The sequence below is a fragment of the Moorena sp. SIO1G6 genome, from assembly GCF_010672795.1.
GTDB lineage: Bacteria > Cyanobacteriota > Cyanobacteriia > Cyanobacteriales > Coleofasciculaceae > Moorena > Moorena producens.
Genome location: NZ_JAAHFZ010000034.1, coordinates 23,471 through 39,500 on the forward strand (window position 1 = coordinate 23,471; position 16,030 = coordinate 39,500).

Annotated in this window: 8 protein-coding genes; 4 read left to right on the plus strand and 4 right to left on the minus strand. The window is 43.9% G+C overall.

Annotation, left to right across the window (positions count from 1 at the left end):
- Positions 1-165: 165 nt before the first annotated feature.
- From F6K63_RS25270 to F6K63_RS25285, 4 genes are all read right to left on the minus strand, one after another.
- Positions 166-4,533 carry an nSTAND1 domain-containing NTPase gene (locus F6K63_RS25270; RefSeq protein WP_287313425.1) on the minus strand — a complete coding sequence of 1,456 codons (4,368 nt, stop codon included), beginning with the start codon at positions 4,531-4,533 and terminating at the stop codon, positions 166-168.
- A 6-nt stretch (positions 4,534-4,539) separates the two neighbouring features.
- Entirely contained in the window at positions 4,540-4,698 is a 159-nt protein-coding gene (locus tag F6K63_RS25275) for a hypothetical protein (RefSeq protein WP_161603124.1), read from the minus strand.
- A 500-nt stretch (positions 4,699-5,198) separates the two neighbouring features.
- Positions 5,199-5,474 (minus strand): hypothetical protein, encoded by a 276-nt coding sequence (locus F6K63_RS25280; protein WP_154659663.1) that lies wholly within the window; start codon positions 5,472-5,474, stop codon positions 5,199-5,201.
- Positions 5,475-5,941: 467 nt separating this feature from the next.
- Positions 5,942-6,148: a hypothetical protein gene (locus F6K63_RS25285; RefSeq protein WP_008179178.1), complete on the minus strand. Its 207-nt coding sequence runs from the start codon at positions 6,146-6,148 to the stop codon at positions 5,942-5,944.
- 308 nt (positions 6,149-6,456) lie between these two features.
- Here F6K63_RS25285 and F6K63_RS25290 point away from each other — a divergent pair, with 308 nt between their 5' ends.
- The 4 genes from F6K63_RS25290 to F6K63_RS25305 all read left to right on the plus strand — a co-directional run bounded on the left by F6K63_RS25290 (position 6,457) and on the right by F6K63_RS25305 (position 16,028).
- A complete protein-coding gene (locus F6K63_RS25290; RefSeq protein ID WP_287252847.1) occupies positions 6,457-11,724 on the plus strand; it encodes an ATP-binding sensor histidine kinase in 5,268 nt (1,755 codons plus the stop codon).
- 100 nt (positions 11,725-11,824) lie between these two features.
- Positions 11,825-12,928, plus strand: a complete 1,104-nt coding sequence (locus tag F6K63_RS25295) for a hybrid sensor histidine kinase/response regulator (RefSeq protein ID WP_287252844.1) — start codon at positions 11,825-11,827, stop codon at positions 12,926-12,928.
- 612 nt (positions 12,929-13,540) lie between these two features.
- A complete protein-coding gene (locus F6K63_RS25300; protein ID WP_044492228.1) occupies positions 13,541-13,987 on the plus strand; it encodes a universal stress protein in 447 nt (148 codons plus the stop codon).
- Between the two features lie 247 nt (positions 13,988-14,234).
- Positions 14,235-16,028 (plus strand): sodium:solute symporter family transporter, encoded by a 1,794-nt coding sequence (locus F6K63_RS25305; RefSeq protein WP_008179163.1) that lies wholly within the window; start codon positions 14,235-14,237, stop codon positions 16,026-16,028.
- The last annotated feature ends 2 nt before the right edge of the window (positions 16,029-16,030 follow it).

Genomic DNA, 16,030 nt, shown 5'->3' on the forward strand with positions numbered 1-16,030 from the left:
TACAAGGTAAAGAATTAAAAATTAAGAATTAAAAATTAAGAATTACGGATTTTGAATTTTTAATTCTTAATTTTTAATTTTGAATGGTCCCGTTCCCGTAGCAGCTATTGGTCAAGTCCCTTGACCAATAGCTGCTACGGCCTTAAAAACTTTTATCTTTTGCAACTACTTCTTTACATTGTCGCACAAGTGCCTATCGCTCTCCCTGACATTAGGATTATTCTGCAAATAATTGCGCACCCAATCGCAACTCCTCGCCATTAAAGAGTCTAAGTTTAAGTCTAAATGCCAGAGTTTGATAGTGTGATCAAAACTGCCAGAAGCCAAGGTCTGGCCATCGGGGCTGAAACTGACGCTATTGACATTGTCATCATGCCCGATCAGGGTGAGGATTTCGGTTCCTGTCTGTAGATCCCAGAGTTTGATGGTGCGGTCATAACTGCCAGAAGCCAAGGTCTGGCCATCCCGGCTGAAACTGACACTATTGACAATGTGATCATGCCCGATGAGGGTGCGGATTACCTTGCCTGTCTGTAGATTCCAGAGTTTGATGGTCTTGTCACTACTGCCAGAAGCCAAGGTCTGGCCATCCCGGCTGAAACTGACGCTATTGACCGAGTCATCATACCCCACGAGGGTGAGGATTTCCCTTCCCGTCAAAAGATTCCAGAGTTTGATGGTATTGTTCTCATTGCCAGAAGCCAAGGTCTGGCCATCGGGGCTGAAACTGACGCTCGTGACACCGTAAGTATAGTCCTGGAGGATGCTGATTTCCCTTTCCGTCTCTAGATTCCAGAGTTTGATGGTGCGGTCACTACTGCCAGAAGCCAAGGTCTGGCCATCGGGGCTGAAACTGACGCTCTTGACACCGTCAGTATGCCCCACGAGGGTGCGGATTACCTTGCCTGTCTGTAGATTCCAGAGTTTAATGGTGTTGTTACTACTGCCAGAAGCCAAGGTCTGGCCATCGGAGCTGAAACTGACGCTCCTGACCCAGTCATCATGCCCCACGAGGGTGCGGATTTCCCTTTCCGTCTCTAGATTCCAGAGTTTGATGGTGCGGTCATAACTGCCAGAAGCCAAGGTCTGGCCATCGGGGCTGAAACTGACGCTAAACACATAGTCATCATGCCCGATCAGGGTGCGGATTTCCCTTTCCGTCTCTAGATTCCAGAGTTTGATGGTGCGGTCATCACTGCCAGAAGCCAAGGTCTGGCCATCGGGGCTGAAACTGACGCTCATGACATCGTCATTATGCCCGATCAGGGTGCGGATTACCTCGCCTGTCTTAGGATCCCAGAGTTTTATGATGTGGTCACTACCGCCAGAAGCCAAGGTCTGGCCATCCCGGCTGAAACTGACGCTCCTGAAAAAGTGATCATGCCCCTGGAGGGTGTGGATTTCGGCTCCTGTCTCTAGATTCCAGAGTTTGATGGTGTGGTCATCACTTTCAGAAGCCAAGGTCTGGCCATCCCGGCTGAAACTGACGCTATTGACACGGCCAGTATGCCCGATCAGGGTGCGGATTACCTCGCCTGTCTTAGGATCCCAGAGTTTGATGGTGTTGTCAGTACTGCCAGAAGCCAAGGTCTGGCCATCCCGGCTGAAACTGACGCTATTGACACGGCCAGTATGCCCGATCAGGGTGCGGATTGTCTTGCCTGTCTCTAGATTCCAGAGTTTGATCGTGTTGTCATCACTGCCAGAAGCCAAGGTCTGGCCATCCCGGCTGAAACTGACGCTCCTGACAACTTCAGTATGCCCGATCAGGGTGCGGATTACCTTGCCTGTCTTAGGATCCCAGAGTTTGATCGTGTTGTCATAACTGCCAGAAGCCAAGGTCTGGCCATCCGGGCTGAAACTGACGCTCGTGACCAATTCAGTATGCCCTTCCAGGGTGCGGATTACCTTGCCTGTCAAAAGATTCCAGAGTTTGATGGTCTTGTAACTGCCAGAAGCCAAGGTCTGGCCATCCCGGCTGAAACTGACGCTCCAGACAATGTCATCATGCCCCTGCAAGTGGTTGCGTTCGCTGCCTTCATAAAGAACTTTCTGCAGGGCACTCATCACCTGTGGGTCGCTTTTCTTGTGTTTTTGTAGGATTTTTCCTGCCCTAATCGCCTCCACGAAAGCCTCCATTTCTTTATGTTCAGCAAACAGGGACAAAGAAGAGCGACCGAGAGAATTGGCATAATTAAGTTCAGAGTTTCTCCATTGGTTCCAAACGGCAGCACTGAAAATCATTGCCCCCAAAAGAACTGAGCCAGCGATGCTCCAACCCACCATTGTGTTACGGCGTTTTTTTCTAACACTGCGCCGCACGAAATCAACTTCTACCTGGTTTAACCAGTTATCATCCGATAAATATACCTTTTTCAACAAATCCAGACGAGGGTTAGCATTCCAAAGAAACTTTGCCTGTTGCTGGCTTTTCCACTCCTGGGCTACGGTCGTCAACCGCCGTTGCAGAAGTAGGCTTTCCTCCTCCTGTTGCTTCCATCCCAGCAATCTTTGCCATCCCCGTACTAAAGCATCATGGGCAGGTTCGACATAGGGCTTACCCTCACTATCTTGTCCTTCTACTAATAACCGTGCTGTGCTAAAACGCTCAATTACTTCCTTAACTAAACCATTTTTTGCTGGTGGATATTCTAGTTCCGATAAAGGTACCCGCCTACGGGCTAACTCACCCCCACCTAGTGCCACCATCCGCAGCATCACATGACGGATTACTTGGTCATAAGCGGGATTTTCATTAACTAGCGCCTCATATTCTTGATCAGCCCTTTGAGTTAGCGATCGCATTACTCCCCCCAATTCCTGATAATCGGCTTGAGTCAACGCCCGGTCAATAGTAATACCCCTGTATTGTGCCTCCCGTTGCCGCCTTAAATACTTGAGGAATAATTCACTCAATGCAAAAGACAGCAGGGGTAATGCTCCGGGCATATCCGCCACTTCATCAATTAATTTTTCTACTAATTCGTGGGGTTGAAAATACATTACCCGTGCTTGAGCCGGTTTTTCAATGGCTTCCTTTAGTTCCCCTCGTGTCATCGCCGGTACAATAAATCGTCCGCTGTGCCAACGCTTTGTAAGCACAGTGTTTTCCACGTTATAGTCTGTGGGGACAAACTTTAAGCCAGCATCCCTGACTTGGGGTTCAAAGTCAGACCGTAAGGTTAATACTACCCGTAATTTATCCCCATGGCCATTGATGGCTGTGAGTATCTGTTGGAAAAACTCCTTACGCTGATCTAAGTTTTGACAGAGTGTAATAATTTCTTCGCTTTGGTCAATAAACAGTAATAACTTAGAGTTGGGGTTATTTTTCCCCCAAACATCAATGCTCATTGCCAGGTTCTGCTGTGGGTTTTGTGGCTCAACATTAGGTAACTTAGCATTAAATAGCACATTATTTAATGCTGGCAAGGGAGTCTCACCAGGACGGATGGGTGGCAAAATACACCATTTCTCAGTATTATCTTGCCGTAGTTTGGGAATTAATCCGGCTTTTACCAAGCTAGATTTACCGGAACCGGAAGCACCCAACACCACTGTCAGGGGATTAGCTTTGACAAAATCTTCTAACTTTTCTACTAGTAATGTTCTACCGAAAAACAGTGAACTGTGTTTCTCGTCAAAGGAGTTTAAACCGCGATAGGGATTTTGTGACTCATCTAATGGTGGTGCTGGTGGTAAATTAAGTTCATGTCCCGGAGAAAGAAAGATATATTCTCCCTTATCGTGCTTATTTAAACACCAAATACCAGGGGTTTGTCGTAGACGGTATTTTTCTGTGGGTATTTCTACTCGATCCCGTAAATATAAATATAATTTTGTGGCTGTAATTACCCCATCTCCAGCCGGTTTACCATTCGTGGCAGGAGGATAGATATCTGCTGCCCCTTCTAGGGCTTCTAATAATGCACTAGCAAAAGGGGAATGATTACCGACTTGACTGCGTTCGCTATCTAAATTCAAGTTATCGAGGGCTTTTTGGTCAGAAGCTGAAGAAGTAATAATTTGCCAGGCTGGGTCACTAATAAAACGGTCGTATCGTTCTTGGTGAATTACTTCTGGCGAGGTTAATAAATCCCTAGTACTCGACCATTTAAAAGCACCAGCAAAACAGCAGTCGAGGATACCCAAGAAATGACGACAGGGTAATTGACTTAAAGCATCGTGTAACTTCGTCATGGGCAGATAACTATTAGTATCCCCCAGTAAAGCATCTTGAGGAATTAAGTAACCAGCCGGACCATCATCCCCATTGAGAGCGACTCCATGACCAGCAAAGTAAAATAATAAGCGGTCATTTTCAGTGACTTTTTCGGGTAAGGTTTTTTCTAAAAATTTGTTAAAGTTAGACAGAGTTGCCACTTCGTCTAGGCATTCCCAGACTTCGTAATCATGCTTTTTGCGGAGAATTTCCACTAATTTTTTGGCATCGTTTACGGCAGTGTTCAGGGGAGAAATGCCGTTTGTGTAGTTATTGATACCGATGATCAAGGCGAGATTGCGGGAGAACATGTTATTCTACAAGCACTTAGAAAGATAACTTGAATACTCTTGATTGTTAGCATCAAATTTTGGCAAATATATTTTTTTATAGCAGTCGCCAGCGATGCAGCGCGGTCTTGGGGAGCCAGTGCGGTCTTGGGGGTCTCCCCCATGAGCAACTGGCGTGGTTTCCACGGGGCTTACAAGGTGCGGACGCAGGTTCCGCACACAGCCCCTCCCCACTCGCTATTGCATCAAGACAGGGCAGTTAGAACATGACAAAAGTATTAAACCTAAGTAAGCGCAAGACTTTGACTCTCTTGGTGCGCATTCTGATGGTGATTAGAAATCACCAGGGTCGCACCGCTTCTGACTTCTGACTTCTGACTTCTGACTTCTGCTATATGTGGGCGGTATAATCACGCTCACACAGCAGTGGGATGCTCCCTATTTATTCCCCAAGATAATCTTTTGACTTTACGCAGAAATTAGTATTTTCGTAATAAATCTTTACCTATTGAGTTTGCAGGGTAACCTCATATTATTTTGTATTACAAACTACAGATAAAAGTTTTTTGATAGTATGTAAAACCGGAAATCTGCTGAATCAATGTCAATAAGCGGCCTCCATTATCAATAATCCCGAGATGATTGATAATCTGATTTGAGAAAACCGTTTTGAAAAATCCTAATGGCTAAAACCCTAATAATATCATGTCGGCATAATTACCCTTAATAAAAATTTCCCCCATCTGACCATCTGACCATCTGACCATCTCCCGAGACTTCCCACCCTCCCCACCCTCCCTCACTTGGGTAGGTTTTTTACCTAGCAGGGCGAGTACGTACTGGCATTGGGAATAAATTTCGGAAAATATGTCGGAAAATCTCCCAGAATTTCCACCGATTACCGACCCATCTCCCGCTCTTCCCCTCCTGGTCGGGGTTAGGGGTGGGTTCCGATTAGCCATTCCCCATTCCCCATTCCCCATTCCCCATTACCCATTACCCATTACCCATTCCCCATTCCCCATTCCCCATTACCCATTCCCTATTACCTATCTCCAAAGTAAAAAACCTACCCTTGTCAGCCCCGCGCCCGGGTCCCAAAATTGATGGGTATTCAACCAGACTTGATATATAGCAGTCGCCAGGGCAGTTAGGACATGACAAAAGTCTCACACCCTTTGTAAGCGATGCAGAGGTGCGACCCGTGGCGAATTTAATTCGCCAACGGAAAAAGCACCATTACGGTCTTGGGGGTTTCCCCCATGAGCGACTGCATCAAGAAGCGCAAGAGTTTGACTTCTGACAAATGACTTCTGACTTTTGACTTCTGCTATAAGTCGGTCAATCATGCTTCGCTCTTCCGAGTAGTAAACAGACTTTTCAAACACCATTCGATCAACCAAGTGATTAACTGGAGGTGATCTGAGTGTTACCTGAGTAGCATTTCCGGGAATTCTAGAGATGTAATCCCTAAAATAGGCTGTAGGAAACTATGCTGTATGGAAATTCTCAATTGAATGCAAGACAACTGACCTAAAGGTCGGGTAAAAGCAGAATGGGCAAAGGAAAAAGGGACAATAGCACTCCACCCTTCTCCCTTGACCGTTGAATTTTTCCTGACTAGGGCGGTAAGCATTCAGCGGTCAGCGGTCAGCGGTCAGCTAATCAACGGTCGGTAGTAAACAAGCTGGGGGTGCTGGTACGGCTGCTTGAAAATCTCTGCTGGTTTTACTGATCCGACCCAGTCCAGTTAAAGATTAATCTTCGGGTGGGCAGTGCCTACCAACGCCCTTTGCAAGGTTCATTATCTGTCTGGTGCACTGCCCACCCGACATCAACTACAGGAACTACTTGAGCCAAATCAGAAGCGCCATCACCAAGATTAAACAAGATTAAATCAGTATAGCTATCACAATTACTATATCTAAAAACTTCAAGGGAGAGATGATGTTACAATTCCCAAACTATCAAATTAAACTTCTAGAAGAACTAGAAGCTGGTGTTAGTACAGTTGTTTATCGCGGCTATCACCAGCAACAGCAAAGACCAGTTATTATTAAACTTATCAAATCGGACTATCCCTCCCTTAAAGAGATTAGCAGCTTACGACAAGAATATACAATCTCCCAAGCTATTGATTGTGAAGGCATTGTCAAATGCTACGGTCTGGAAAACGATAATAATGGATTGGCGTTGATATTTGAAGATTTTGGGGGTCAATCCCTCAAGCACTTGATCAACTCTCACACCATGACTATCAAGGACTTTCTGCGGATAGCTATTTCTCTAGTAGAAACCTTGGATGAGCTGCACAAAGTCCCGATTATTCATAAAGATATTAACCCCTCTAATATCATCATCAATCCGGAAACAGGACAAGTTAAAATCACTGACTTGGGCATTGCCTCGCGCCTGTCTCTAGAGAATCCCACCACTAGCAATCCTAATTGGCTGGAAGGGACTCTTGCCTATATTTCACCGGAGCAAACCGGGAGGATGAACCGCTCCATTGACTACCGCAGCGACTTCTATTCCTTAGGTGCCACCTTTTACGAAATGCTAACGGATCGGGTACCCTTTATCACCACCGATCCCATGGAATTGATTCACCATCATCTGGCTCAATATCCTGTCCCTCCTCATCAGCTTAATCCAGAAATTAGTGAAGTAGTTTCATTGATTGTGATGAAACTCCTAAGGAAAAATGCTGAAGACCGATACCAAAGTGCTGCTGGACTAAAGGTTGACCTAGAAACCTGTCTATCCCAACTACAAACCACCGGAAAAATTGAAACCTTCACTCCCGGGACCTATGACATCGGGAGCCGACTGCTCATCCCTCAAAAACTCTATGGTCGGGAAGGGGAAGTAGCCACCCTGATGGAGGCCTTTGAACGAGTCAGTGTTGGAGCCACTGAGTTGATGCTGGTATCCGGTTACTCAGGGATTGGTAAAACCTCAGTGGTCAATGAAGTTCATAAACCAATTGTCAAAGCGCGAGGGTATTTTATTAGTGGTAAATTTGACCAGTTTAAGCGGAATAGTCCTTACGCTGCCCTGCTGGAGGCATTTAGGGGATTAATTCGGCAACTGTTGACAGAACCGGCTCAAACACTAGGGATTTGGAAACAGAATTTATTACATGCTCTGGGTGCCAATGGCAAGGTCATTATTGATGTCATTCCCGAAGTGGAACTGATTATCGGTGAACAGCCGGAAGTGCCCCAACTCGGAGCATCGGAATCCCAAAACCGATTTTTACGGGTGTTTCAACAATTCATCGGTGTCTTTGCCCAACCCCAACATCCCCTGGTGCTCTTCCTTGATGATTTACAGTGGGCAGATTTAGCTTCATTAACGTTGCTCCAGACCTTAATGACGAACTGCGATCGCAACTATTTGTTAATCATTGGAGCTTATCGAGATAACGAAGTCAGTCCGACCCATCCCTTGATTCAAACCATTGAGAAAATTCAAGAAACTGACTCGGTCATAGATCAGATCAAGATTGAGCCGTTACGGAAACAATACGTTCAGCAATTAGTAGCTGATACTCTCAATGACACCCAAGGGAAAAACCAGACCAAACCCCTAGCAGAGCTATTATTCCATAAAACCCAAGGTAATCCCTTCTTCTTGACCCAACTGCTCAAAACCCTCTATTCAGAAAACTTGCTGAGTTATGACGTCACCAGTGGCAGCTGGCAGTGGGATATTGATCAAATTCAAGCCATTGGCATCACTGATTATAACGTGGTGGAACTGATTGCCAGAAGTATTGGCAAGCTACAAGAAACCACCCAGCAGGTTTTAAAATTGGCAGCTTGTCTGGGCAATCAGTTTAACTTAGAGATGCTAGCCATTGTCAATGAAGACTCAACCATTATCACTGCTACTCAGCTCTGGGAGGCACTACAGATCGGTTTGATTCTGCCGTTGAGTGATAGTTACAAAATTCCTCTGCTATTTGAACAGGAGGAATCCGCAGATTTTGGCCTCAGTGATGTCAAGGTTAACTACAAATTTTTACATGACCGGGTGCAGCAAGCCGCCTACTCTCTGATTCCGGAATCCGACCAACAAGCAACCCACCTAAAAATTGGCAAATTGTTGCTGAACCATACCACTCCAGAGGCACGGGAAGAGAATATCTTTGCCTTGGTTAACCAACTCAATTTTGGCACGGACTTACTCACCGCTCAGTGGGAAAAAGATGAGCTAGCTCAACTCAATCTGATCGCGGGTCAGAAAGCCAAGGCCGCAGCCGCTTATGCCAGCGCTCTCAAGTATCTGAATGTAGGTCTAGGACTCCTACCAGCAGATACCTGGACTGACAACTATGACTTCACCCTTGCTTTGTATCTAGAAGTGGTGGAAGCGGAATACCTCAACAGCAATTTTGACCAATCAAACCTCTTGGCTAGAGTGGCTCTGGAACAAGCCAAAACCCAATTAGATCAAGTCAAGGTGTATGAACTAAAAATCCACGGTTATATTGCTCAAAACCAAATGCAAGTCGCCCTGGATACGGGGCTACAGGTTCTAGACATGCTCGGGATTCCACTGGAGCAAGACCCCCCCAAAGACCTGATTAGTGAGGATTTGGCTGACCTACCAGAAATGACTGACCTGACTAAACTAGCAGCCATGGGGATCTTAAAGTCTGTAGGAACCCCTGCTTTTGTTGCTAATCCGGCATTGTATCCACTGCTGATCTTTACACAAATCAATCTATGTATCAACCATGGGAATTCACATCTGTCTACGAACACCTATATTTCTTACGCCATGATCTTGTGTGGATTTATGGGAGATATCGATGGTGGCTATACATTTGGTCAACTGTCTTTGATGCTGTTAGAGCAATTGGATGCTGAGGAGTTCAAATCAATAGTATTAGATCTTTTTAATGGTCATATCAGACACTGGAAAGAGCATCTGAAGGAAACCCTAAACCCCTTACTAGAGGCGTTTAACAGCGGTCTTGAAACCGGAGAGCTAACCTATTCCGGTTTTGCTGCCCTCAACTACTGTACCAACCTATTGTTTGTGGGAGATGATCTCGACCTTGCTGCTCAGAAGTATGGGCAGTATCTGGAGTGGCTGCAAAAAAGGAAGCTAGACTATCATGTTATTTATGGTCAAATCGGCAAACAATTAACCTTAAATTTACTCGGTAAATCTGACGATCCCTGTCAGTTAATTGGGGAAGACTTTAATGAATTAGAAATGCTTCCCATTTTAAGAGAACAGAATAATGGAACGTCTCTGTTTTATCTATATCTTGCCAAATCGATTCTGTTTTATTGGTTTAAACAACCCGAGCAAGCTATTGCTCAGGCCAGGGCAGCAGAGCAATACGCACAATCTGTCGCTGGCTTGATTCTTGTTGCTGAGCACAATTTCTACTATTCTCTAGCGCTTTTGGCTCACTATCCCCATGTCGAGCCACAGCAGCAAGGTGAATACCTGACCCAAGTAGCAGCTAATCAGGAAACCCTGAAAACCTGGGCATACCATGCTCCATCAAACTTCAAACATAAATACGAGCTAGTGGAGGCAGAGAAAGCACGAGTTTTAGGGCAACACTGGCAAGCCATGGAACGTTATGACCAAGGGATTGAAGGAGCAGCGGACCAGGACTATATCCAGGAAGAAGCACTAGCCAATGAACTAGCAGCAGAGTTTTATCTCTCTTGTGGCAAACGAAAGATCGCCCAGGCTTACTTGACTGATGCCTACTATGGATACAGTCGCTGGGGAGCTCTGGCAAAAGTGAGAGACTTAGAATCAAGATACCCCCAACTCCTTAGCAAAATTACCGCCCAACCAACAACGAAAGTTCCACTAGATTCCATAACCAACTCAACGATAGCAGTAAGTTTAAACGCCCTGGATTTATCTGACGTGATCAAGGCATCTCAAGCCATTTCAGAAGAAATAGTTTTCGAGAATTTACTGGACAAATTGATGCAGATTCTCCTGACTAATGCTGGAGCGAAAAAGGGGTTTATCATTTTGTCAAAAGACGATAAATTGATTATAGAAGCGGCAGGAACAGTGGTTAATAATGGAGTAACATTCCGGGAGTCAATCCCAGTTACCATTACTCAGCATTTGCCCATATCCGTGATTAATTATGTGGCTATCAATAAAGAAAATTTACTTTTAAATAATCTTGTTAATAACTCTACTTTTGCTGATGATATATACATCATAAATAATCAGCCCAAGTCAGCTGTGTGTTTGCCACTTCTCCGGAAAAACAATCTGATTGGTATGGTGTACTTAGAAAATAATATGGTTTCTGGAAATTTTACCAATGAACACCTAGAAGTGTTAAGCCTTCTGTGTAATCAAGCGGCAATTTCTTTGGAAAATGCTACGCTTTACCAGACTTTGCACGAAGTTCAAGTTAGGGAGCGACTGGAAAAACAGATTCGCAAATCTCTGGAAAGAGAAAAGGAACTCACTGAACTCAAATCTCGATTTATCTCTATGACTTCCCACGAGTTCCGCACCCCCCTAACCACTATTATGGGGGTTACTGAAATCTTCAAATATTACAGCCAGAATTGGACTGATGAGAAAAAACAAAACTATCTAGATCGGATTCAAGTCAATGTCAAACATATGCTCCACATGTTGGATGACGTGTTGGTAGTCAATAAAGCTAATGCTGGAAAACTAAAATTTAACCCTGCACCATTAAATTTACTTGAATTCTGTCGTGATTTAGTCGAAGATATCGAACTAGGTATTGACACCCAACAAAGCATTGTTTTTTCTATTCAATGTGAATGCCCAGAGGTTAATTTTGATGAAAAACTGCTCAGACACATCTTGATAAATTTGCTCTCAAATGCCACTAAATATTCCCCCAATGACAGCACCATAAACTTTGACTTGATTTGTCAGCAAGAAGAGGTTATATTCAAGATTAAAGACCAGGGTATTGGTATCCCAGAAGAAGACCAAAAGCAACTGTTTGAGTCATTTCATCGATGCAATAATGTGGGTAATATTCCAGGAACTGGACTTGGACTTGCAATTGTAAAACAGTCTGTGGAAGTACACGGTGGTGAAATTACGGTAAATAGCCAAGTTGGTATTGGGACAACCTTTACTGTCACCATTCCACTGTACTCCCCTGCAGTACCAGAGCAAGTACAAAGACCGAGAGCTGTTTGCCAGTTGGCAGTTGGCAGTTGATCCTAATAGTAATTAGGATTATGCCTAGAACAAAGGATTAATTTTACTTAGTCTTTAAAAGCGTTTATCAATGTTAAGTTGTTTAAGGATAAAATGATCTATGTCGCAGATTTTAGTTATTGAAGACGAGGAAGATATCCGTAGCATTGTTGTTGAAATACTTCGGGCAGAAAATTTCGATGTTATTCAAGCAGAAAATGGTGAAATAGGTGTGGAATTGGCGAAAAAAGAAAGTCCTGATTTGATTATTTGCGATATTAAAATGCCGAAACTGGATGGTTATGGTGTAATGATTCAGTTACAAGAAATTCCATCCACCCAGACAATTACCTTGATTTTTATTACGGCTAAATCTACAAAATCTGATCTGCGTATGGGGATGGAACTGGGCGCAGATGATTATCTGACCAAGCCATTTACTAGAGATGAATTATTAGGAGCAGTCACAACCCGCATAGCCAAGCAGATGGCTTTTGAGCAAGAATCTCAGAAACAGGTCGATGAATTGCGAGATTGCATTACTCATGCACTACCTCATGAGTTGCGTACTCCTCTCAATGGTATTTTGAATCTTGCCCAATTCCTCATAGAAGACTATGATACTATAGATCGTGATGAAGCTATGGACATGCTTCAGCAAATTTGTGTCTCTGGGGAACGTTTATATCGGCTCACCCATAATTTTTTACTCTATGCAGAACTAGCGCGAATCGAGCAACAACCTAAGCAAGCCAGGAAGCTGATTAATTATGGAGAGCAAAGTTTTACTAGAACAATTATCCAAGACCTTGCTATGCAAAAATTTAAGAAGGTAAACCGGAAAGACGATTTGCACTTAGAACTGCAAGAAGCAGTTGTAAAAATTTCCCAATCAAAATTCACTAAAATTGTTGAAGAAATCATTGATAATGCCTTGAAGTTTTCCGACCTTGGTAAGCCGATTCAGATTCAGAGTTATTTTCAGGATAATCACTTGAATCTTTTGGTGATCGATCAGGGACGAGGCATGACACCAACTCAAATTGCTAAACTCGGAGCCTATATGCAATTTGATCGTAAACTATACGAACAACAAGGCTCTGGATTAGGGTTGATTATTGCCAAACTGCTAACTGAATTACACGGTGGAGAATTAAACATAAGCAGTTTCCCAGTAAAACAAACAATTGTCCATATTATGCTTCCAGGAAAATTATCAATTTAAGGATTGATTGTTGATTGTTGATTGTTGATTACTAAAGTTTTTTTTAAACTTTAATTGCTCAGGGTTCATCTATAATATCACGTATCCTCTAAGAGGTTGTCTGAAAAGTCTCATTTGCTACATCCAAGCCCCCTAAATCCCCCAATTTTGGGGGACTTCTACCAGCAAATTGATTCTTGTTCCCCCCAGAATTGGGGGGCTAGGGGGGCAAAATTCAGTATCAAAAAACTTTTCAGATATCCTCTAAGCATATGCGCTACTTGAGGTGCAGTCAGCTATCAGCTATAGCAAAGGGAACAGGGAATAGGGAATAGGGAATAGGGAGTAGGGAGTAGGGAGTAGGGAATATGGCATCAAAAATTCTCACACACAATTGATTGAGGTACTCTATAGTAACTGCTTGTGCAGCATGAAGCTATGGCGTTAGCTGACTGCTGATAGCTGATAGCACCTCAAGTAGCACCATCTGTAGCGCATTAGCTGAATGCTTACGTGTTAGTTTTTTGGTCAAAAGTCCGTTGTCATTTGTTATTGGTATCGAGTGTCCATAGCCTCAACACCTGCAGAAGACTCTTGTGTTATACAATACCAATGCGCTTCGGACTTGATATCATGCAAAACTTTCTTGTCGCCATTGATTTTTCCGAGATCACACCAGTAGTGATTGCCCAAGCCGAGTCTTTAGCAGCGGCAACCAAGAGCAAATTATGGCTAATCCACATTGCTGAACCTGAGCCTGATTTTGTTGGCTATCAAACTGGACCTCAGACCGAGCGAGATTATATAGCTCACAAGTTTCGCAAGGAGCATCGCCAGCTACAAAAGTGGGCAGAAAATTCACGCCAAAAAGGTATTGATGCGGCAGCCTTGCTGATCCAAGGACCAATAGTTGAGACAATTTTGGCACAAGCACAGAAATTAGCAGTCGATTTAATTGTGGTCGGTTCTCATGGACACAGCGGTCTCTACAAAGCTTTAGTGGGCAGCATCAGCGAGGGAATTTTACAGAAAGCTGATTGTCCAGTGATGGTGATTCCTGGACGCCTAAAAACGGTCTAGTAGCGATTCAGCAAGGGCACAGAGAGTTTTCCCCATGAGCTTGTAGGGTGGGCAAAAACAGTTTGGTTTTTTTGAGTATTCTAGATTATATTACTTTGCCCACCCTACTGTAATTGGTATTTATTTGACACTCAAGCTTGTCGGGTGGGCAAAAACAGTTTGTTTTTTTTGAGTATTCTAGATAATATTACTTTGCCCACCCTACTGTAATTAGGTTTTTTTTAATTAATCCTTCATAATAAAATTCATGCATCCAGTTGATTACATCATTGTTACTATTTACCTGATTTGCATAGTTGTTTTTGGGGTTATTCTTCAACGGAAAGCATCTGAGGGTATAGAATCCTACTTTTTGGGAAATCGCAATCTGCCCTGGTGGGTTTTGGGGGCTTCTGGAATGGCGTCCAATACTGACTTGGCTGGCACGATGGTGATCAGCGCCTTAATTTATGCTCTGGGAACGAAGGGATTTTTGATCGAGATCCGGGGTGGCGTTGTCTTAATTATGGCTATTTTTATGATATTCATGGGCAAGTGGAACCGACGGGCAAATGTAATGACTTTGGCGGAATGGATGCACTTGCGCTTCGGCTCAGGAAGGGAAGGCAATACGGCTCGGATCATAAGTGCTGTTGCTAATATTATCTTTGCGATTGGCTCAATGAGTTACTTTTCGGTTGGGGGGGGCAAATTCTTGGGGGAATTTCTGGGTATTGATGACCGCTATGCTTCGATATTTTTGATTTTGCTCGCCCTGGTATACACGGCTGTTAGCGGTTTTTACGGCGTGGTATGGACGGATGTATTTCAAGGTATTTTGATTTTTATTGCGATTATCTATATTTGTGCGATCGCATTCTCTACGGCAACTATCCCGGATACCTTCTCGGTCTCGATTCCTGGGGCTGAGCAATTACAAACCTGGAATTTCACGGAGTGGAGCAGCATCTCGCCCCCAATCACAGTTGATCTACCGGGAGACTATGCCATATTCAATTTGTTCGGTGGCGTAATTTTATTCTATCTGTTCAAAGAAATTATGGTAGGGTTTGGCGGCGGGGGTGGCTATATGATCCAACGCTATTTTGCCGCTAAAAGCGATCGCGAAGCCGGGTTACTGTCCCTATTTTGGATAATCTTGCTTTCTTTTCGTTGGCCCTTGGTTACAGCCTTTGCAGTATTGGGTATCCATTACGGAACCACTAAAGCGGTAATTGCTGACCCTGAACTTATCTTACCAACGGTGATCGCAGAATATGTGCCAGTGGGGATAAAAGGGTTGCTGATCGCTTGTTTTATTGCAGCAGCTATGTCTACCTTTGACTCCATCATCAATGCTAGTGCTGCTTACTGGGTTAAGGATATTTATCAAGCTTATATCAATCCCCAAGCCTCTAGCCAACAACTGATTGTTCAAAGCCGCTGGGCATCAATTGTAATTGTAGTGGTGGGATTGCTATTTAGTTTCAATATCACCAATATCAATGATATTTGGGGATGGCTAACCCTGGGACTAGGTGCTGGACTGTCTATTCCTCTGGTGTTGAGATGGTACTGGTGGCGCTTTAATGGATATGGATTTGCCCTTGGGACAGTGGCGGGGATGGTAGCAGCTATTTTAACCAAGGCAATAGTAATACCCAACTTAAATTACGCTCAATTTCAGGAATATGCGCTGTTTCTCATTCCCAGCATTTGCTCATTACTAGGATGTATCCTAGGGACATTTTTAACTGAGCCAACTGACCGGGAGGTGATGGATAATTTCTATCGAGTGACTCGACCGTTTGGGTTTTGGGGAGTAATCCGTCAAAACCTCCCAGCTAATAGTCAGGCAAAAATCAGGAACGAGAATCGGCGGGATATTCTATCGACATTGATCGGGATTCCTTGGCAGATAGTCTTGTTTTTAATGGGAATCATGTTGATGATGAAACGTTGGGATAATTTTGGAATCCTGTTGTTTTTATTTATTATCCTATCTATTTGTTTGTACTTTAATTGGTTTAGACACCTGTCAAAAGAGGTGAGATTAGATTAAGT